This is a genomic window from Winogradskyella sp. 4-2091, from assembly GCF_045765065.1.
Lineage (GTDB): Bacteria > Bacteroidota > Bacteroidia > Flavobacteriales > Flavobacteriaceae > Winogradskyella.
In genome coordinates, this window is record NZ_JBJKOD010000011.1 from 95,909 (window position 1) to 117,392 (window position 21,484).

Here is a 21,484-nt window from a genome sequence, read left to right on the forward strand (position 1 = left end):
ATGTTTTATAAATTAGATGGATACAAGAACAGATAAGACCTATTCTTTAATACGTTCTTTATAAGTACCTTTTGCAGTTTCTACTTTAATTTTATCGCCTTCATTGATAAACAAAGGAACGTTTACAATTGCACCAGACTCTACAGTTGCTGGTTTTGTAGCATTAGTGGCAGTATTACCTTTTACGCCAGGTTCTGTAGCCGTAATTTCTAATACAACAGAAGCCGGTAATTCTACCGAAAGTGGCATATTGTCTTCTGTGTTGATTTGAATGGTAACAACTTCACCTTCTTTCATTAAATCTGGTCTGTCTAAAGCCGATTCTAATAATCTAATTTGAGTGTAATCTGCTTCATTCATAAAATGGTAAAATTCACCATCATTATAGAGGTATTGAAACTTGTGAGTTTCCACTCGAATATCTTCTATTTTATGACCTGCAGAAAATGTATTATCTAAAACCTTACCTGTAGTTACACTCTTCATTTTGGTTCTTACAAATGCTGGTCCTTTACCAGGTTTTACATGTAAAAATTCTATAATTTTATAAATGTCATTATTGTATTTAAGACAAAGTCCGTTTCTTATATCTGAAGTAGTAGCCATTATTTTATTTATTTAATCTTTAATTATTAGTTTATTGATGATGCGTATTAATTGGATTTAAAATACCCTTTCATAATTCCACGATGAGAATTCTTAATAAATTGTAGTATTTCATCACGCTCTGGAGTTGCTTCCATTTCTGCTTCAATTAAATCTGACGCTTGTGTATTATTATAATTTTTTTGATAGAGCATTCTGTATATATTCTGAATTTCTCTAATTTTTTCTGTACTATAACCTCTTCGTCTTAATCCTACAGAATTTATTCCAACATAAGATAAAGGTTCACGAGCTGCCTTAACATAAGGAGGAACATCTTTACGAACTAAAGATCCACCTGTTACAAAAGCATGATTACCTATTGAACAAAATTGATGTACAGCTGTCATACCAGCCAAAATAACATAATCACCAACAGTAATATGTCCTGCAAGTGTGCTATTATTAGAAAAAATACAATTATTACCAACTATACAATCATGAGCAATGTGACAATACGCCATAATTAAACAATTATCACCAATAACAGTTTTCATTCGGTCTGTTGTTCCTCTATTTATAGTAACACATTCTCTAATAGTAACATTATTACCAATTTCTACTGTGGTATCCTCGTCATTATATTTTAAATCTTGAGGAACTGCAGAGATTACTGCTCCCGGAAAAATATTACAATTTTTTCCTATACGAGCACCTTCCATAATGGTTACATTACTTCCAATCCAAGTACCTTCACCAATCTTAACATTGTTATGTATTGTAGTAAAAGGTTCTATAACGACATTCTTTGCGATTTTTGCACCAGGATGCACGTATGCTAACGGTTGGTTCATTTGTTTTCTTTTTATTTTAATAAGGCAATTAAAATGCAATAGCCTTTAAAATTATTTTAATACTAATTAATAAAGTAATGTTTTACTTAACTTTTGATATTTGTGCCATTAGCTCTGCTTCTGCACATAATTTACCATTTGCGTATGCATAACCTTGCATATGGCAAATTCCTCTTCTAATTGGCGTTATTAACGAACACTTAAATATTAAAGTATCACCAGGCACTACTTTTTGTTTAAACTTTACGTTATCCATTTTCATGAAAAATGTTAGATAATTTTCAGGATCCGGAACCGTGCTTAGTACTAAAATTCCACCTGTTTGTGCCATCGCTTCTACGATTAAAACACCTGGCATTACTGGTGCTCCTGGAAAATGACCTCTAAAGAACTCTTCGTTCATAGTTACATTTTTCATACCAATGACATGGTTGTCAGATAACTCATATACTTTATCTAACAATAAAAACGGTTGTCTATGAGGTAACATATCCATTATTTGATTCACATCCATCAAGGGTTGAGAATTCAAATCTACTTGTGGTACATTATTACGCCTTTCGTTTTTAATGAGCTTAGACATCTTTTTAGCAAATTGGGTATTTACAAAATGTCCGGGTTTATTTGCTATAACTTTACCCCTTATACGAGTGCCAATTAAAGCTAAATCGCCTAAAACATCTAATAGTTTATGACGTGCAGCTTCGTTAGGATGATGAAGTGTTAGGTTATCTAAAATTCCGTTTGGTTTAACAGCTATATTGTCTTTATTAAATGCTACTCTTAATTTTTCCATGGTTTCTGGAGATAATTCTTTATCTACATAAACAATAGCATTGTTTAAATCACCACCTTTTATTAATCCATGTTCTAATAGCATTTCAATTTCATGTAGAAAACTAAAGGTTCTAGCATCTGCAATTTCAGTTTTAAAATCTGAAACTTTGTTCAACGTTGCATTTTGAGTTCCTAAAACTTTGGTCCCAAAATCTACCATTGTAGTAATTTGATATGCACTAGATGGCATTAAAATAATCTCACTACCTGTTTCTTCATCTGTATAAGAGACCACTTGTGTCACTTCATAAACTTCTCTAAAAGCATCTTGTTCTGCAATACCTGCTTCTTCAATAGCTTCAACAAAAAACTTTGAAGATCCATCCATAATTGGTGGCTCTGAAGCATCTAATTCAATTATAGCATTATCAATATCTAACCCAACTAATGCCGCTAAAACATGCTCGCAAGTTTGAATTGTAACACCATTTCTTTCTAAACAAGTTCCGCGTTGTGTACTTGTTACATAATTAGCATCTGCCTGCATTTTAGGACTTCCTTCTAAATCCACACGCACAAATACAAAACCCGAGTTTTCTGCTCCAGGTTTAAATACTAATTTAACATCAGCACCAGTATGAAGACCTACACCTTGCAGTGTTACTTCTTTTTCAATGGTTTTTTGTTTTATATCTGTTTTAATTATTGCCATCTACTTTTTTTTCTAATTCATTAATAGTTTTTGCAAGCTTAGGTAAATTTTTAAAATACACGTAAGATTTATTCCAATCAGAATAGCCAAATGAAGGCGATCCTTGTAATATTTCGTTATCCTTTACATTTCTACCAATACCAGATTGAGCCTGTACTTTTACATTATTACCAATTACTAAATGGCCGGCAATACCTACTTGACCTCCAATTTGGCAATTCTCTCCGATTTTTGAAGAACCAGCAACACCTGTTTGCGCTGCAATTACGGTATTTTTTCCAACTTCAACGTTATGCGCAATCTGAATTTGATTATCTAGTTTTACACCTGCTCTTATAATTGTAGAACCCATTGTTGCTCTATCTATAGTGGTACCTGCTCCTACATCTACATAATCTTCTAAAATAACGTTACCTATTTGAGGAATTTTAGCATAACCACCATCCTTTGTAGGCGCAAAACCAAAACCATCTGCTCCTATAATAGCACCAGAGTTAATAACACAGTTACTTCCAATAATACAATCTGAATAAACTTTTCCTCCTGAAAAAACAATTGAGTTTTCTCCTAATACCACATTGTCACCAATATAAGCATTTGGGAAAATCTTCACATTATCTCCTAATTGTACATTATTACCAATATACGCAAAAGCACCAACATAAATATTATTACCTCGACTCACCGAATCCGAAATAAAACTAGGTTGTTCTATGCCTGTTTTATTAAGTTTAATTTGATTATAGTACTCTAATAATTTTGAAAAACCTTCATAAGCGTCTTCCACTTTTATTAAAGTAGTAGAAATTGGTTTATCAGGTTTAAAATCTGTATTTACAATTGTAATAGAGGCTTCAGTTGTATATATATAAGGTGTGTATTTTAAATTAGATAAAAAGGTAAGTGACCCCTCAGTTCCTTCTTCTATCTTAGATAGTTTAGAAACCTCTATATTAGGATTACCAACAACAGTACCTTCTAAAATACCTGCGATTTGTTCTGCTGTAAATTTCAATTATTTATTTTTATAGTCTTGATTGATTTTCACAAAAATAGAAAAAAAGGATTACATTTTCTTTTTAGGATAGCACATATAATATTTAGTTATCGGTTTACTTAGTGCTTTTAAGTTTAATTGGTCTGATGCTTTAACGATATCCTTTATCTTTCCTGATTTAAATAGGATGTTAATTTTTTGAAACTTATTCTGATAAGCTTGATTTGTAAGCTCTCCGTGAAAAACGAAGTAATTAGCTTCTTGCTCAGTAATATTATGTTTTTGCATTAAAGCTTCTGTATGGCTTGCTAATTCCGAAGATTTAATGGCTTTATTTTTCAACTTTACCTTCAGTAAATTTCTCTCTAATATCATTTGACAAAGATTACTCAACACAAAATCTTTGTGGTTTTGCCATTCTTTTAAAGCCGCAACGATATCATAATCGTCTAGTTTTGAAAAAACTTGTAATGTTTCATTTGTAAAACTATCTGCATTTATCTCCGAAAACAGAAAATAAAACAGCGCATCACTACAGTTTAGTTTTTCGCCTTGCTGCACCAATTCTTTAGCACGTTTTAAAACACTCATTAACAATTGCTCTGCAACAACACCTGTTTTATGCATATAAACTTGCCAATACATAAAACGCCTAGCAATTAAGAACTTTTCTACACTTAAAATACCTTTTTCCTCTACGACTAATTGATCATTAACTACATTAAGCATCGTTATTAATCGTTCACTATTTATATTCCCTTCTGCAACACCAGTGTAAAAGCTATCACGTTTTAAATAATCTGCTCTATCCATATCCAATTGGCTAGAAATAAGCTCGCACATAAATTGACGTGGATATTCTCCTTTAAAAATAGAAATGGCTAACGTTAAACTTCCGTTAAACTCTGTATTAAGTTTTTCCATAAATCGCAACGAAATTTCCTCGTGAGAGACATCATTTACAATACTATGTTCCATGGCATGAGAAAATGGTCCATGACCAATATCATGTAAGAGAATTGCTACTAGCAAACCATTTTCTTCTTCACCAGAAATTATAACTCCTTTAAAACGAAGCACATTGATAGCTTTTTGCATTAAATGCATACAGCCCAAAGCATGATGAAAACGTGTATGATGAGCACCTGGATATACCAAATATGATAAACCCATTTGACTGATTCTTCTTAATCGTTGAAAATATTTATGCTGAATAATATCAAAGATTAACGAATTGGGAATAGTAATAAATCCGTAAATTGGGTCGTTAAAGATTTTAAGCTTATTTTTTGTAGGCAAAATTATAGTTTTTATTGCTAGTCGTTTGTTGCTAGATTTTTGCTTTGTCGTTCTGAATATATATCAGAATCACATATTTAAAAATTGATAATTACATTGTTAGATCCTGAAACGAGTACAGACTGACAAAATCATGTATTCAGCAAGCAAATAATTAAATCATTATTAATAATAAACAAATATACCATAACATGATAAATATTCTCTGGGTTGACGATGAAATCGATTTATTAAAGCCACATATTATTTTTTTAGAACAGAAAGGTTACACAGTGACTAAATGCCAAAGTGGAACTGAAGCTTTAGAAATAATCAATGATACTAATTTCGATATTGTCTTTTTAGATGAGAATATGCCAGGACTTACAGGATTAGAAACTTTAAACGAAATTAAAGAAAGACGTGCAAACTTACCTATTGTAATGATTACAAAAAGTGAGGAAGAATATATTATGGAAGAAGCTATTGGAAATAAAATAGCTGATTATTTAATAAAACCTGTTAACCCTAATCAAATTTTATTGAGTTTAAAAAAGAATTTAGACCACTCGCGTTTAGTTTCTGAAAAGACAACATCTAATTACCAGCAAGAATTTAGAAAGATTGCTATGGATTTGTCAATGGTTAATTCTTATGAAGAATGGGTGGATTTATATCAAAAACTCATTTACTGGGAATTACAACTTGAAGGGATTGAGGATGTTGGAATGACTGATATTTTAGAATCTCAAAAAACAGAAGCGAACAATCAGTTTGGAAAATTTATTGAAAAAAATTACGAAGATTGGTTTCAGCCCAATACTGATGCACCTGTAATGTCTCACACCTTATTTAAAGATAAAGTAGTCCCAGAACTCAGTGATAAACAACCAACAGTTTTGGTAGTAATTGATAATTTACGTTACGATCAATGGAAAGCATTTGAACCAATAGTTAATAATTATTACAAAAAAGCATCAGAATTAGCATTTTATAGCATTCTGCCGACAGCTACACAATATGCAAGAAACGCCATTTTTTCAGGCTTAATGCCAGCAGATATGGAAAGCTTATTTCCTCAATATTGGAAAAACGATACTGATGAAGGTGGTAAAAACATGCACGAAGGCGATTTTCTAAGAGAACAATTAAAACGTCTCGGTCTTGGGAATTTAAAGCATACATATCATAAAATCACAAATCTAAAAGCTGGAAAAAAATTAGTTGAAAATTTTAGATCTCTAAAAGATAATGATCTTAATGTAATTGTATACAATTTTGTAGATATGCTGTCGCATTCTAAAACAGAAATGGAAGTTGTTAAAGAATTGGCATCAAATGATAAAGCTTATCGATCACTTACGGTTAGTTGGTTTAAAAATTCGCCTTTATTAGAAATGATTCAGCTATCTCAGCAGCTAGGTTTTAAATTAATCTTAACTACAGATCACGGAACAATAAATGTAAAAGCACCTTCAAAAGTTATTGGAGATAGAGATACCAGTTTAAACCTACGTTACAAAACGGGTAGAAGTTTAACCTACCAAGATAAGGATGTATTAGCCGTTAAAAATCCAAAATCCGTTCACTTGCCTTCATTAACTATGAGTAGCTCATTTATATTTGCAAAAGGAGATATGTTTTTAGCTTATCCTAATAACTTTAATCATTACGTAAGTTATTACAGAAACACTTATCAACATGGAGGTGTTTCTTTAGAAGAGATGGTTATTCCTTTTGTTGTTATGGAGCCTAAATAGAAAAATTATTCTTACAATCATAAAGTAAATTAAAGACATTGTCTTGAATAATTCTTTAAAATACTGAAAGAATAATCCTTAAAATGCAAAATTAATCGATGAAATACGCTTTTTTTTAGGTTATCCAAAATATTTTTCTTACCCTTGTATCGTTAAATTATTTTAAAATTTAGTGGAAACAATAGAGTTCACATATTATTTAAAGGATATCGATGCAATTGCTGCTAGTATATTAGAGCATTTAGATTCTAAGATAATACTATTTAACGGTAGTATGGGAGCTGGTAAAACAACATTTATTAATGCACTGCTTAAAGCGATGCAAAGTGATGATGTTGCCACGAGCCCAACCTTCTCTATTGTAAATGAATACACTATACCTGACGATAAAATATACCATTTTGACTTTTACAGAATAAATTCTATTGAAGAAGCATACAATTTTGGAATAGAAGATTATTTAAGTAGTGATTCATGGTTATTTATGGAGTGGCCAGAGCGCATAGAAGAATTAATACCTGACAACTCTCAAACCATTACTATCACTGACATTGATAATAATAAAAGATCCCTCAAATTAACAATAAACGACAAACATTTAACCCATAAGTTAGCAATGAAAACAGTAAATCTATAATTTTACTTATAGAATAATTCCTACAGAAACCTACTAGTATTACGGTAAAACCGTAACTAATACCCCATAATCTATCGGATTTTAACTACTTTAAATTTGTAAGCACTAGATAATGCTTTTATTTTTGATGTATTAATTAATTAAATCCCTTTTATTATGAAAACTAAAAAAAACCTAGTACTAGCAATTGCTATTTTTGGTGGAATGTTATTTACTGTACAAGCTACAAACATTATTGATTTAGATGGACAGACTACAACAAAAATCGAAAAAAAGAAAAGAAAACTCGTTAAATGGGGTTAATAATAATTTAAGTAGAACAGCAATACTAGGTACTATTATTGCTACTTTTATTAGTTCTACTCCATTATTATATTTATTACACGAAAGTGTTCCAGATACAGCTGTTTGGGACACTTTTTTGGGTACATACGAAAGCGGTTTTTGGGAATCTGCTCAATATGCCATGTGGGTTTATACTGGTAAAGTAGTTCCTCTTATTTTAATGTTTATTTGGTTTTTTACTTGTAAACATTGGTGGTATCACGCTCTACTTGTACCGATTGTTATGTATTCGTTTCAAATAATTACTAGCTATCACGCTGAACTCGAAAATACAGATGAGAATCAAATTTTAATATTGTTACCCGTTTTAGTCATCGTAGTGCCTTCAATATATTTAATTAGAGCCAAAATGTTTAACAAAATAAACATGTCTAATAAAACTTTAGAAGAAATGGAAGCCGAGTTTATGATAAAACCTAAAGGCGTTTGGAGCAAGGTTAAACAATATTTTTAAAATTCACTTTCAATTAATATTCAAAAATTATAAATAATTTAAGGTTAGATTAATTTTAGTAATATTTATAACGTTTCGTTATATTGCATTACTATATAAATTAACTGACTCAATGAGTATATCTTTATCTCCCTTTACTAAAGCCCAATTATTACCTCAAGAGGAAACCTTAGAAATATTAAAGCAAAAAGGTGAGCTTTTTATAGGCATTCCCAAAGAAGCACATTTTCAAGAGCGCAGAGTTTGCTTAACTCCAGATGCGGTCTCAGCTTTAACAGCAAACGGCCATCGTGTTTTATTAGAATCTGGTGCTGGTGAAGGTGCTAATTTTAAAGATAAAAATTATAGCGAAGCAGGCGCAGAAGTTACAAAGGATACAGAAAAAGTGTACTCCTGCCCTATCATCCTCAAAGTTGAACCTCCTTCATTAGATGAAATTAAATTAATTAACCCTCAAACCTTATTAATTTCTGCACTTCAAATTAAAACTCAAGAAAAGTCTTATTTTGAAGCTCTTGCAAAAAAAAGAATCACAGCTTTAGCTTTTGAATATATAAAGGATGATGATGGCGCATATCCAGCAGTGAGTTCTTTGAGTGAAATTGCCGGAACGGCATCTATATTAATTGCATCTGAACTATTATCTAACGTAAATGGAGGAAATGGTTTAATGATGGGTAATATTAATGGCGTTCCTCCTACCGAAGTGGTCATATTAGGTGCTGGTACTGTTGGCGAATTCGCAGCGCGTTCAGCTATTGGTTTAGGAGCCAATATTAAAGTTTTTGATAGTTCTATTACAAGATTGCGACGACTTCAAAATAATTTAGGTCGCACTATCTATACATCAACAATGCAACCTAAAAACCTCATAAAAGCACTTAAACGTTGCGATGTAGCCATTGGCGCTGTTAGAGGAGTTAATAGAGCACCTATTGTAATAACCGAAAGTATGCTAAACCACATGAAAAATGGCTCCGTTGTTATAGATGTCAGTATAGATATGGGAGGATGTTTCGAAACTAGTGAAGTTACCACTCACGATAAGCCTACTTTTGAGCATAATGGCGTAATACATTATTGTGTACCAAATATTCCTGCAAGATATTCAAGAACTGCTTCAGTTTCAATAAGTAATATCTTTACGCCATACCTATTAGAAATTGGAGAATATGGAGGCATAGAAAATGCCTTAAGATTTGATAGAGGTTTAAAAAATGGGTTGTACTTTTACCACGGCATTTTAACTAATAAATCAGTAGCAGAATGGTTTGGTTTAGATTACAACGATGCTAATTTATTAATCTTTTAAAATTTAGTTGACTTCTTCTAGTCTACTGACAGAACATTTTATTTATCTATGAAATTTATAAATCGATTAGGCTATTATCTAGGCGGATTTGCAATAGGATTAATTCTATTAATGTTTTTTTTAAACGGTAAAGATGCATCTTGCGATTATAGCCCAAATGCTAGAACGGTAAAAAATATCAGTTCAAAATCTATTAACTACACTTCTGATGCTTCAAAATTTATAAATGATAATAAAATCGACTCAACCACAGTTGTTGATTTAATAAAATTTGGGAGTGTTAATTTTTCTAAAAGCAAGACAAAATTAGATTCTTGTAAAGTCTATTTTATAGATAATGCCTACAAAGAGCGTGAAATGGAGTTGAAAATTAAAAATTGTGACTCAATAGCGACAATCCTCGATATTAAGTATACAAACATCTAATTTGTTGAAATTGATTACCATAAAATTTAGAGGTATCACACAAAATTTTAATATTTGACATCCCTCTTTAAAATTGTAAAATTATTTTATCATGAAAGTATTAGTAACAGGAGCAGCAGGTTTTATAGGATTTTATGTATCAAAAATACTTTTATCTAAAGGTCATCAAGTGGTTGGTTTAGATAATGTTAACGATTATTATGATGTTAATTTAAAATATGATAGACTTAAAGAGTTAGGTATAGACAAAACTGAGGCTGAAGAATTTAATAGTATTTGTAAAAGTAATTCTACCAATTTTACATTTGTTAGAATGAATCTTGAAGATCGTATTAAACTTCCTAAGCTATTTGAGAGCGAAGAATTTGAAATCGTTTGTAATTTAGCAGCCCAAGCAGGTGTAAGATATAGTTTAGAAAACCCAGAAACGTATGTAGATTCTAACTTGGTTGGATTCTTAAATATTTTAGAATGCTGTAGAAACAATGCTATTAAACACTTAGTATATGCAAGTAGTTCTAGTGTTTATGGAATGAACAAAAAAATTCCATTTTCCACTGACGACAACGTAGATTACCCAATTAGCCTCTATGCTGCTACTAAAAAAAGTAATGAATTAATGGCACATACCTACAGTCATTTGTTTAAAATACCAACTACTGGTTTAAGGTTTTTTACAGTTTACGGACCTTGGGGAAGACCTGACATGGCGATGTTTTTATTTACAGATGCAATTGTTAATGATAAGCCTATAAAAGTATTTAACCATGGAAACATGGAAAGAGATTTTACTTTTATTGATGATATAGTTGAAGGCGTTGTGAGAATAATAGAAAAATCTACAACCGAAAGAATTGCTTCAAAAGAATTATATAAAGTCTATAATATTGGAAATAATGATTCTGTAAAACTTTTAGATTTTATAAAAGAAATTGAAATTAACTTAAATAAAGTTGCAACCAAAAACATGATGGAAATGCAACCTGGTGATGTAGAAAGAACTTGGGCAGATGTAGATGAATTAATAAAAGATTATGATTACAGACCTAACACATCTATAAAACATGGTGTTAAGTCTTTCATTGATTGGTTTAAAAATTATTATAAATAGGATTTTATTATTATTAAAAGGTCACGAAATCTATGTTTAGGTGGATACTTATCGTAAAAAAGTGTTCTTTATATATTATATTGCGCAAATAAAATAATTTCAATCAAATTTGTTGTCTTTTACGACAATTAACTCAAGTCTAAATAAACTTTAAATAATGAAAATAACAAATATTTGTTGTATCGGAGCTGGTTATGTAGGAGGCCCTACAATGGCAGTCATTGCAAAAAAGAATCCAAATATAAAAGTTACTATTGTTGATATCAATGCTGAGCGTATCGCAGCTTGGAATGATAAAGATGTTTCTAAACTGCCTATTTATGAGCCTGGTTTAGCAGAAATCGTTGAAGAAACAAGAGGTAAAAATTTATTCTTTACAACGGAAATAGATAAAACTATAAAAGAATCTGAAATGATTTTCATTTCTGTAAACACACCTACCAAAACTTATGGTAAAGGAAAAGGTATGGCTGCAGATTTAAAGTATGTTGAATTATGTGCAAGAAATATTGCGGAAGTTGCGACTACCGATAAAATTGTTGTAGAAAAATCTACATTACCTGTAAGAACAGCGCAAGCAATAAAGAGTATATTACATAATACTGGTAAAGACGTTAAGTTTAGTATTTTATCTAATCCTGAATTCTTAGCCGAAGGAACAGCCGTTCAAGATTTACTTAATCCTGATCGCGTATTAATTGGAGGAGAGTCAGAAGAAGCCATTGAAAGTTTAGCCAATGTTTATGGAAGTTGGGTTTCTCAAGATCGTATTTTAAGAACAAATGTTTGGTCTTCAGAATTATCTAAATTAACAGCGAATGCATTTTTAGCACAACGTATTTCTTCAATTAATGCTATTTCTGAATTATGTGAACATACAGAGGCTAATGTTAACGAAGTTGCTAAAGCAATTGGGATGGATTCTCGAATTGGACCTAAATTCTTAAATGCTTCTATTGGATTTGGAGGATCTTGTTTTCAAAAAGATATTTTAAATTTAGTCTACATTGCAAGAAGCTATAACTTACAAGCTGTTGCTGATTATTGGGAGCAGGTAATTATATTAAATGATCATCAAAAACGTCGTTTTTCTGATAACTTGATTAGTACTTTATATAATACAGTTTCTGGTAAAAAGATTGCAATGTTAGGTTGGGCTTTTAAAAAGGACACTAATGACACTAGAGAATCAGCAGCCATTTATGTAGCAGATCATTTGTTAAGCGAACAAGCTAATATAGCTGTTTATGATCCAAAGGTAAACGGAGAAAAGGTTCAAGTGGATCTGAATTATTTAAACACTAGATCTGAAGCTGAAAATAACGATTTGGTTAAATCTTACAATGATCCATACGAAGTAACAAAGGATGCTCATGCAGTTGCTATTATGACTGAATGGGATGAGTTTAAAACATATGATTGGCAAAAAATTTATAGCCAAATGAAAAAGCCTGCATTTATTTTTGATGGTAGAAACATATTAGATCCCGTTGAAATGAAAAAGATTGGCTTTGAATATTCTTCTATAGGAAAGTAATCCTAAAACATAGTAATATTACTTACATTCTTAACTTTTTTAAGACATTAATTAGAAAAATAAAAATTACGCTAAATGTTAAAAAAAGATTTAAGTCATATGAATTTGTTAAGAGCAGTTGGTATAACATTAGTTGTTCTTAGACATTCCTTTTCTCCTTTTCGAAATAGTTGGGATGTAAGTAAATATTATGAATACAATATTATTGCAGATTTCATTGGTAGATATACATCTACTATTTCTATGCCTCTATTTGTATTTATTTCAGGTTATATTTATTTCTTTTTACGAAATAATTACAACAAGTATTCCAGTTTTAAAATTTTATTTGAAAAAAAATCTAGGAGATTAATTGTACCTTATTTAATTCTTGCTCCATTTTACATTTGGGTATTTTTAGATTATAATTCGGTATTATCATTCTTGTCACATCTATGGGTTGGAGCCGGACACCTGTGGTTTCTTTTAATGATGTTCGTAATGTTTCTGTTATATTATAAATTTGAAACGTACTTATGTAAGCATTATGTTTTTAGCATCATTCTCGGTGTTTTCTTATATCTTATTGTACTACCGCTTAATTATTTTCATTTACAGCCTTTAGGTCTAGTGGCTAGGTATTTTATCTTTTTTCAATTAGGCAATCTATTCAACAAAAATTCAACAGTTATATTAAGTTTTTTGAAGGGAAAAGTGTTATGTATATTTTTAACACATTTGGTGTTATTTGTAATTTACTTTTGTTCAATAAAATTCTTTGACAATAAGTATATTCAATTTTCCATAAATCAAGTACTACTAGTTTTAAGTATTTTGTCTTTATTTTTTATATATGGGTTTTTAAATGTGATCATAACAAAACATGATAACTTAGTACAAAAAATTAAACCAACAATTTCATTTATAAATCACAATAGTTACTATTTATACCTCATTCACGAACCATTATTAAAAATATTTTTCACATTCCTCTTTGTGCAAAATCTACCAATTATACTAGCTATTTCATTGGCATTTGTGAGTTCTATGACAATTTCATTAATCTTAGGAAGTTTGTTGATGAAACTTAAAATAGGAAGAGAGCTAATCGGTGGTTCCTAAAATTTTGTATTATTCCTACTAAATTAATTTAACGGTAAAATAATAAGGCATTGATATAGCAAACTAACTTATTATGCAATCTCTGAATTATAAGTTCTATTGAGATTCAGTCAATTTTAATTTTCAACACTCAAATTACTACCAATAGATTTTATTAGTTAATAAAAAATCTTTAGACATAGATCAAATAAGTTTCAGGTCAATTGTAATTATTATTTAATAGTAAAATAATCTATTCTACGAGTAACTTTTTTGTTACGTTATTTCGTTCATCTACGAACTTTACAAAGTATACTCCAGCTTGGAATGATCTAATATCAATAGTCGTTGTTGTTGAAGGATTCATTTCTTCATTAAAAATTTGAGCCGTATGAACTAATTTACCGGTAATATCAAAGAATTGAATATTAGACACTTCTAATCCACCTGAAAGTTTCACATTAACTTCGTTAAAAGCTGGATTAGGATAAACAACCAATTCTACATTTTCACTATCGATTGGATTATCTGATTCCGTAGTACAAGTTAAATCTACTTCAACTCTAACCGTTGCTTCATCAAAATCTAATGCATTAAATACCGTAACTATATAATCTGTAGTTTCTGATGGAGATACTTCAATAGATTGAGTTGTCTCTCCCGTATTCCAAACGTAGTCATCTCCACCTGTTGCTGTTAAGGTTACAACATCGTTAACACAAATAAACATATCATCACCAGCATCTGCTATTACCGGGTTAAGTACATTAACTGTTACTTGTTTTTCATCGTAACAATCACCTACATAACCTCGTACTTCATATGTAGTTGTAATAGTAGGACTTACTGCAATGTTTGGCTGTGTGGCACCATTATTCCACTCATAACTATTAGCTCCTGAAGCTGAAAGGGTAATAAAATCACCATTTAAAATATCGACATTGTCACCGTTAGAAATAACAACTTCTGGACTAGGATCTACGTAGACAGTAACCGAATCTGAATCTTGTTGTTCCCCTTGAGTAACAATAACATTATACGTTGTTGTGGATATAGGAGAAACGATGATTGATTGCGATGTTTCACCAGTACTCCATGAATAACTATCTCCTTGGTTAGCTGTTAATACTACTTCATAGCTTAAGTTATCACATATGTATTCATCAGTACCCGCAGAAGCAATAAATAACGGTTCAACTGTTACTGTAATTTCTTGTGGCTGACTATCACATGAGTTTGAAGATCCAACTACAGTGTAGGTTGTGGTTTGGGTCGGGTTAACGGTAAGAGAACTTGTTGTATCTCCAGTGTTCCATAGATAAGTTACAGCTCCACTTACACTCAAAGTCGCACTCTCTCCTTCAATTATATATATATTTTCGCTTACACTAATTTCTGGTATATCATTAACCGTAATTACAACACTATCCGTATCAGAGTTTCCAAATTCATCATAAACAGTAACCGTATAACTTGTTGTTTCATTTGGTGTAACCGTAATTGATGCATCAGTGTTGCCAGTATTCCATAAGTAGCTTATTCCGCCAGAAGCATTCAAGGTTACACTTTCACCAATACATATTGAAACATCATTACCTGCATCAGCAATTATTTCGGGTATAACGATTACAGTAACTACCGCTTGACTTTGACAGCCTTCTGCTGTATAACCTATAGCAAAATAAGTCGTTGTTTGCGTAGGACTGACAGTAATTGTCTCTGTCGATTCACCAGTACTCCAAATGTATGTTTCCGCACCAGTTACAAATAGAGTTGTGCTGTCACCTTCAATAATTTCTACATCTTCAGATATAGTTAAAGTAGGTAACTCGTTTACAGTTACAGTAACACTGTCCGTATCCGAATTTCCAAAATTATCTGAAACAGTTACAGTATAAACTGTCGTTTCTGTTGGCGAAAATGATTGAGAAGCACCAGTTGCTCCTGTATTCCATACATAGTTATCTCCTCCAGTTGCTGTAATTACAACACTTTCTCCAATACAAATTGATACATCATTACCAGCATTAGCATCAATCTGAGGTATAACAGTAACGGTAACTTGTAATTCTTCACTTGCACAACCATTAGATGAATAACCTGTTACAGAATACGTAGTTGTTTGTCCAGGGCTAACTTCTATTACGTTAGAAGTTTGACCAGTACTCCAAACATACTGATCTGCTCCATTTACAACTAAAGTAGTACTTTCACCAGTATAAATAGATACATCTTCACTAAGTGTTACTGTAGTCATATCGGGTACGGTAACAATAACACTATCTGTGTCCATATTTCCATATTCATCAGAAACAACTACAGAATATGATGTTGTTTGTGTTGGATTAACCGTAATTGAAGCACTAGTTTCTCCTGTGCTCCATAAGTAATATAAACTTCCTGAGGCAGTAAGAGTTACACTTTCACCATTACAAATTGCAACATTAGACCCTGCATCTGCAATAACAATTGACGCAACAACAACTATAACTTCCTCGGTAATTTGACATCCGTTTTCTGAGTAACCAGTTACACTATATGTGGTTGATTCTATAGGAGATACTGAAATCATATCCGAGGTTTCTCCTGTACTCCATAAATATGAATCCGCTCCACTAACAACGATATCAGCACTTTCACCTTCAAGAATTGTAATTTCATCAATTAAATTAATTGTAGGTAAATCATTAACGATTACGGTAACACTATCAGTATCAGAATTACCATAATTATCACTTACCTCAACAGTATAGGTTGTTGTCACTTCTGGGTTTAATATTATGGAAGCATTATTTTGTCCTGTATTCCAAGAGTAATTAGTTCCTCCAGTTGCATTTAAAGTCACAAATTCTCCATAACAAATTTCTACATCCATTCCTGCATCAGCTATTACTTCAGGAATTACTGTCACAACAATTTGTTCCGTAATTTCACATCCTTCTATGGAATAACCCGTTACTGAATACGTAGTAGTTACAGCGGGTGTTACAATTATTTCATTTGTATTTTCCCCTGTATTCCATAAGTATGTATCTGCACCATTGGCAACCAAGGTTGTACTTTCTCCTTCATTAATAAGTACATCATCACCAACATTTATACTTGGTAGTTCATTTACAGTTACTGTGATGTCATCTGAATCTGAATTTCCGTAATCATCTGTAGCTGTAACAGTATATGTAGTATCTTCAATTGGGTTAACTGTAATTGATGCACCAATTTCCCCATTACTCCATTGATAAGTAGTTCCACCTGAAGCCGTAAGTGTCACGGTTTCTCCTGCACATATTGATAAATCAAAACCAGCATCTGCAACTATCTGAGGTATTACCGTTATTGTAACTTCGGATGTAGCTTCACATCCATTTAATAGATAACCAGTAACAGAATAAGTAGTTGTTTCTGTTGGTGTTACCGTAATAGACGTAGTGTTGTCACCAGTATTCCATAAATACGAATCTCCTCCAGAAACTTCAAGAGTAGTAGATTCGCCGATAATAATAACTAAATCTTCAGTTAATACAATTTCCGGAGTTGGTAAAACAGTTACTTCTACATCATCTGAATGAGAACATGTGCCATTAGAAACTTCTACTGTATAAATTGTGTTTTCATTTGGGTTTACAGTAATCGATTCTGTAGTTTCTCCTGTATTCCATAAAAATATATTTCCTTCAATCCCAGTAGCTGTTAGTGTTACAGATTCACCATTACATATTATTTGATCTTCACCAGCATCAGCCGTTGGTATAGGGTTTACAATGATAGTTACATCGTCAGTATCAGAATTTCCATAGTCATCTGTAACGGTTACAGTGTAAGTAGTATCTTCAGTAGGTGTAAATGTTGGAAACGCACCTTCATCTCCTGTATTCCATACATAACCAGTTCCTCCAGAAGCATTTAATGTGATGCTATCTCCTATACATATTGAAGTGTCTTCTCCTGCGTTAGCTTCAAGTAACTCTACAACATTAACTGTAATTTCTGAAAAATTTTCACATCCATATTCTGAAGTTCCTACAACAGAATATGTTGTAGTAACATCTGGAGTTACGGTAATTTCTGGAGTTATTTCTGTAGTATTCCATAAATATTCAACACCACCACTTGCTGTAAGTGTTGCTGAATTACCAATCATTATAAATATATCATTACCAATAGTAATATTTGGTAACTCTATAACATTGATAGTAACACTATCTGTACTTGTGTAACCATAGTCATCTTCTGCAGTAACCGTATATGTCGTTGTTAATGTAGGATTAACGATAATTTCAGAACCTTCTTCTCCATTATCCCAAGTATATGTAGAACCACCTGCAGCATTTAATGTAACAGATTCTCCACTACAAACCGTTACGTCTTCACCTGCATATGCTACAACTTCTGGTATTACCGTTACTGTTACGTTAACAGAGCTCGTACAGCCATTAACTCCAACAGAACTCACACTGTAAACTTCTGTAGAAATTGGACTAACTGTAATAGAATCCGTAATTTCCCCTGTGCTCCATTGATAATTATCACTACCACTCACTGTTAATAAAGTAGATTCACCTTCAACAATTACTATATCTTCTGAAATTATTAAATCAGGTGCTTCATTTACAAAAATTGTTACGTCGTCTGTACTTGTACAATTATTAGAACTAACTTCTACTGAATATGTAGTTTCTACAGTAGGACTAACTTCTATAGATTCTGTTGTTTCTCCATTACTCCACAAATAAGAAGTTCCTCCTGAAGCTGTTAAGAAAATAGTAGAACCTTCACATATCGTCTGATCTTCTCCAGCATTTGCAACTGGTAATTCATTAACGTTTACTGTAACGCTTGCATCAACAGAATTACCTTGATCATCTGAAATTGTAACTAAATAAGTTGTTGTTTCTGTTGGTGTTACATCGATTGATGGCGTTATCTCTCCATTATCCCATAAATAATTTAATCCACCAGATGCAGTTAACGTAGTTGTTTCACCAATACAAATATCAAAATCTTCTCCTGCAGTAGCCGAAGAGAGTGAATCAAAAAAAAACGTTAATGCAAAATTATCAACAGCCACAACACTGCCTGTTCCACCATTCCCACTGTAATAGGTTATTACAAAATCATAAGTTCCTTCTTCAACTAAATATGGTTCAAAATTTAAACCAACGTGTCCGTTTGGTAATCCTGCATAAATAGGATCACTTTCTATCCAGTTACCACTTGATGGTCCTGTCCACGTAACACCAACACTTTCTACTGCAGAGGTATCATCACCACCTTCTGGTATACATCTAAAGTTGATATATTCACTTTCATCTTCTAAATTAATATCAGTATCTCCAATAATATCATGTATAATTACATCTGTATCTGCATTGTATAAGGGATATGTTCCAAAAAAATCATCAACAACAGTGATTGATGAGCTATCTGAAAATCCGCCATCATTAGCAGTAAACGTAATAGTTACTTCTCCAACCATTAATGCTGTAACGTTTCCATCTTCATCAACTGTAGCAATAGTGTCGTCACTACTACTCCATATTCCAGAAATATCAGATGTGTTAGATGGAAAAAATTCTGTTGTTAATTGCAAGTTATTTCCTAATTCAATATTCGAAGTTTCAGGTGTTACTATAACAGATTCTAATGGAATTACAACATTTGTAACTGTTATAATTGCATCATCAGTAAAATCGCCATCACTTGTAGTAAAAGTTATAGTTACCTCTCCTTCAGAAACTGGTGATACTATTCCACTTTGACTAACAGTTGCAATAGATTCATCACTACTACTCCATGTTCCATTTTGATTAGTAGCGTCTGAAGGCAAAAAAGTTGCAGATAAGCTTGCTGTATCAGGTATATTAATCGTTGCTGTCTCTGGTGTTACTTCTACACCTGTGACATCAATAATTTCGACACCATTGAGATCTATTTCATTCAAATATTCCTCTATACCAACATATCCACTTGGCCAAACTAGGCTAGAAATATCATCATCTGCAGCATATCCTCTAGATGCTTTCCAAACATCTGGCATCCCATCATTATTTGTATCAAAACTCGCTGGTCTTGTATTTTCTGGAACGACAGGGTAAGGAATTAATGCTTTCGCATCATAATAACTACCAGCATATGTATCATTTTGAATCATTAAGATATCTTGAGCATCTTTATCATCATTGTAAGGGTAAATAGTTCCGTTTGCATTCAGTGTTTTGTCTGCACCAACATCCAACAGTATATCTTCATAAAGTTGATGTGCCGTTTTTATTGGATAACTATGACCCACGATTGGGAAGGCAACTGAAGTAAAATATTGGCTTGGCACTTGAGTGTTTTCCGTTAAATGAGATCCTGCAAAAACAGTCCACATATCACTATCATCTGTTTGAGGAGTTTCTCGTTGGCCAGTAACTATACTACCTGCTGAATATATGAGCGGATTATCCGAGGCTTGCGTTTGAACTTTTTGTAACCATGTACCAATATAGCCATCTCCAAACCATCCTGGTTTTCTAATTCCGTTTACTGATGTTTTGTAGTAGTTATTTATAACATTGTAAGTTCCTTCACCTGATACTCTAATTAGTCTATATTTCCAGTTATATACAAGATTATTAATTATATCATATTGTCCATCTCCTTTTGGATTTGGAAATCTATGGGATATATTACTGAATACATTATTAACAAAAGTAAAATCACCTATAAGATTATCTGTACCCAAAATACTACCCGTTTTACTATCTTGGAAAAAACAGTGCTGCATAGTCATATCTGACATAGGTCTTGAACTTGATGCTAAACTTCCAGATTCATCTCCTCCATGACTAAAAGTACAATGGTCGATTATAATATTATTACCACCTGTAAGCCAAACTGCATCTTGATAACTATTTATACCTCCTCTGAAACGTATATAACGAATGATTACATTACTTACGTTAGTAAACATAAATTCTGTTGTAATAAGAGTAATTCCACCTGCCGGAGCTGATTGACCAGCTATTGTAATATTATCATACTCTGGCCCTGTAATTATTGGTGTATAAGCCCCTTGACTTGTTGCATCTATTTCTCCACTTACATCAAAAACAATTATTCGAGGTCCAGGTGTTTGAATCGCTTCACGTAAACCTCCTGGTGCATCCCAATCTAAAGTTGTAACATGTATAACTTGGCCACCACGTCCACCAGTGGAATATGCACCAGCACCTTTAGCGGTAGGAAACGCTAATTGCTGAGCATTTAAACTAGAAAAAATAAAGAATAATATTAATATTGGTATATAACCGATGTAGTTCAGGATAATTTTAGGAGCTCTCATAAATTTTTAGGGAACATTTTTAATTAACATAAGTAAGTATTGCAAGCTATAAAATAAAAATGTTTTTCAAGGTTTAAACGCTAAATTATTCGACAAAGCGCAGTTAATTGTTATTTTTTTCGATCAAACGCATGTTTAAGTAGGGGAAAACATACAGAATAAAAGTCAAAATTTTTGTTTAATTATATACGATTACAAAACACCTTTGGATTATACTATATTAAACTTTAACACTTTATCGGATTTTTTTACAAAAATAAAAAGCTAAATAAGGTATTTACAATACATTAAT

The 21,484-nt window shown here is 32.0% G+C and carries 14 protein-coding genes; 8 read left to right on the top strand and 6 right to left on the bottom strand.

All coding sequences use genetic code 11. The features are described 5' to 3' along the window. Positions 1-39: 39 nt before the first annotated feature. The 5 genes from efp to ACJBCC_RS13895 all read right to left on the bottom strand — a co-directional run bounded on the left by efp (position 40) and on the right by ACJBCC_RS13895 (position 5,224). On the bottom strand, positions 40-606 hold the full coding sequence (efp, locus tag ACJBCC_RS13875; protein WP_299100107.1) for an elongation factor P: 567 nt from the start codon (positions 604-606) through the stop codon (positions 40-42). Between the two features lie 47 nt (positions 607-653). Then, a complete protein-coding gene (gene lpxA / locus ACJBCC_RS13880) occupies positions 654-1,439 on the bottom strand; it encodes an acyl-ACP--UDP-N-acetylglucosamine O-acyltransferase (RefSeq protein ID WP_367179558.1) in 786 nt (261 codons plus the stop codon). A gap of 82 nt (positions 1,440-1,521) precedes the next feature. Then, positions 1,522-2,928 carry a bifunctional UDP-3-O-[3-hydroxymyristoyl] N-acetylglucosamine deacetylase/3-hydroxyacyl-ACP dehydratase gene (locus ACJBCC_RS13885; RefSeq protein WP_299100109.1) on the bottom strand — a complete coding sequence of 469 codons (1,407 nt, stop codon included), beginning with the start codon at positions 2,926-2,928 and terminating at the stop codon, positions 1,522-1,524. Beyond that, positions 2,915-3,943, bottom strand: a complete 1,029-nt coding sequence (lpxD, locus tag ACJBCC_RS13890; RefSeq protein ID WP_299100111.1) for a UDP-3-O-(3-hydroxymyristoyl)glucosamine N-acyltransferase — start codon at positions 3,941-3,943, stop codon at positions 2,915-2,917. The genes ACJBCC_RS13885 and lpxD overlap by 14 nt, the downstream gene beginning before the upstream one ends. Before the next feature lie 51 nt (positions 3,944-3,994). Beyond that, complete coding sequence (locus tag ACJBCC_RS13895; RefSeq protein WP_299100113.1) at positions 3,995-5,224, bottom strand: HD domain-containing protein; 1,230 nt, start codon at positions 5,222-5,224, stop codon at positions 3,995-3,997. A gap of 191 nt (positions 5,225-5,415) precedes the next feature. Between ACJBCC_RS13895 and ACJBCC_RS13900 the strand changes: the two genes are divergently transcribed. The 8 genes from ACJBCC_RS13900 (at position 5,416) to ACJBCC_RS13935 (ending at position 13,886) form a co-directional block, all read left to right on the top strand. Next, positions 5,416-6,963 (top strand): PglZ domain-containing protein, encoded by a 1,548-nt coding sequence (locus ACJBCC_RS13900; RefSeq protein WP_407557522.1) that lies wholly within the window; start codon positions 5,416-5,418, stop codon positions 6,961-6,963. Positions 6,964-7,144: 181 nt separating this feature from the next. After that, entirely contained in the window at positions 7,145-7,600 is a 456-nt protein-coding gene (tsaE, locus tag ACJBCC_RS13905) for a tRNA (adenosine(37)-N6)-threonylcarbamoyltransferase complex ATPase subunit type 1 TsaE (RefSeq protein WP_407557525.1), read from the top strand. Positions 7,601-7,844: 244 nt separating this feature from the next. Continuing rightward, positions 7,845-8,399 (top strand): hypothetical protein, encoded by a 555-nt coding sequence (locus tag ACJBCC_RS13910; RefSeq protein WP_299100117.1) that lies wholly within the window; start codon positions 7,845-7,847, stop codon positions 8,397-8,399. Between the two features lie 112 nt (positions 8,400-8,511). Beyond that, positions 8,512-9,711 (top strand): alanine dehydrogenase, encoded by a 1,200-nt coding sequence (locus ACJBCC_RS13915; RefSeq protein WP_299100119.1) that lies wholly within the window; start codon positions 8,512-8,514, stop codon positions 9,709-9,711. Between the two features lie 48 nt (positions 9,712-9,759). Further along, complete coding sequence (locus ACJBCC_RS13920) at positions 9,760-10,137, top strand: hypothetical protein (protein WP_299100121.1); 378 nt, start codon at positions 9,760-9,762, stop codon at positions 10,135-10,137. Between the two features lie 91 nt (positions 10,138-10,228). After that, on the top strand, positions 10,229-11,248 hold the full coding sequence (locus ACJBCC_RS13925; RefSeq protein WP_407557523.1) for an NAD-dependent epimerase: 1,020 nt from the start codon (positions 10,229-10,231) through the stop codon (positions 11,246-11,248). Between the two features lie 157 nt (positions 11,249-11,405). Next, positions 11,406-12,785 carry a nucleotide sugar dehydrogenase gene (locus ACJBCC_RS13930; protein ID WP_299100125.1) on the top strand — a complete coding sequence of 460 codons (1,380 nt, stop codon included), beginning with the start codon at positions 11,406-11,408 and terminating at the stop codon, positions 12,783-12,785. A 99-nt stretch (positions 12,786-12,884) separates the two neighbouring features. Next, positions 12,885-13,886 (top strand): acyltransferase family protein, encoded by a 1,002-nt coding sequence (locus tag ACJBCC_RS13935; RefSeq protein WP_367179564.1) that lies wholly within the window; start codon positions 12,885-12,887, stop codon positions 13,884-13,886. A gap of 232 nt (positions 13,887-14,118) precedes the next feature. On the opposite strand, the gene ACJBCC_RS13940 is transcribed toward ACJBCC_RS13935, so the two are convergent. After that, positions 14,119-21,192 (bottom strand): Ig-like domain-containing protein, encoded by a 7,074-nt coding sequence (locus tag ACJBCC_RS13940; RefSeq protein WP_407557524.1) that lies wholly within the window; start codon positions 21,190-21,192, stop codon positions 14,119-14,121. Positions 21,193-21,484: the final 292 nt, after the last annotated feature.

Coding starts and splice junctions, on each gene's coding strand:
- efp (WP_299100107.1), bottom strand. CDS start 606: ATGGCTACTACTTCAGATATAAGAAACGGACTTTGTCTTAAATACAAT.
- lpxA (WP_367179558.1), bottom strand. CDS start 1,439: ATGAACCAACCGTTAGCATACGTGCATCCTGGTGCAAAAATCGCAAAG.
- ACJBCC_RS13885 (WP_299100109.1), bottom strand. CDS start 2,928: ATGGCAATAATTAAAACAGATATAAAACAAAAAACCATTGAAAAAGAA.
- ACJBCC_RS13900 (WP_407557522.1), top strand. CDS start 5,416: ATGATAAATATTCTCTGGGTTGACGATGAAATCGATTTATTAAAGCCA.
- ACJBCC_RS13910 (WP_299100117.1), top strand. CDS start 7,845: ATGGACAGACTACAACAAAAATCGAAAAAAAGAAAAGAAAACTCGTTA.
- ACJBCC_RS13915 (WP_299100119.1), top strand. CDS start 8,512: ATGAGTATATCTTTATCTCCCTTTACTAAAGCCCAATTATTACCTCAA.
- ACJBCC_RS13920 (WP_299100121.1), top strand. CDS start 9,760: ATGAAATTTATAAATCGATTAGGCTATTATCTAGGCGGATTTGCAATA.
- ACJBCC_RS13925 (WP_407557523.1), top strand. CDS start 10,229: ATGAAAGTATTAGTAACAGGAGCAGCAGGTTTTATAGGATTTTATGTA.
- ACJBCC_RS13930 (WP_299100125.1), top strand. CDS start 11,406: ATGAAAATAACAAATATTTGTTGTATCGGAGCTGGTTATGTAGGAGGC.
- ACJBCC_RS13935 (WP_367179564.1), top strand. CDS start 12,885: ATGAATTTGTTAAGAGCAGTTGGTATAACATTAGTTGTTCTTAGACAT.
- ACJBCC_RS13940 (WP_407557524.1), bottom strand. CDS start 21,192: ATGAGAGCTCCTAAAATTATCCTGAACTACATCGGTTATATACCAATA.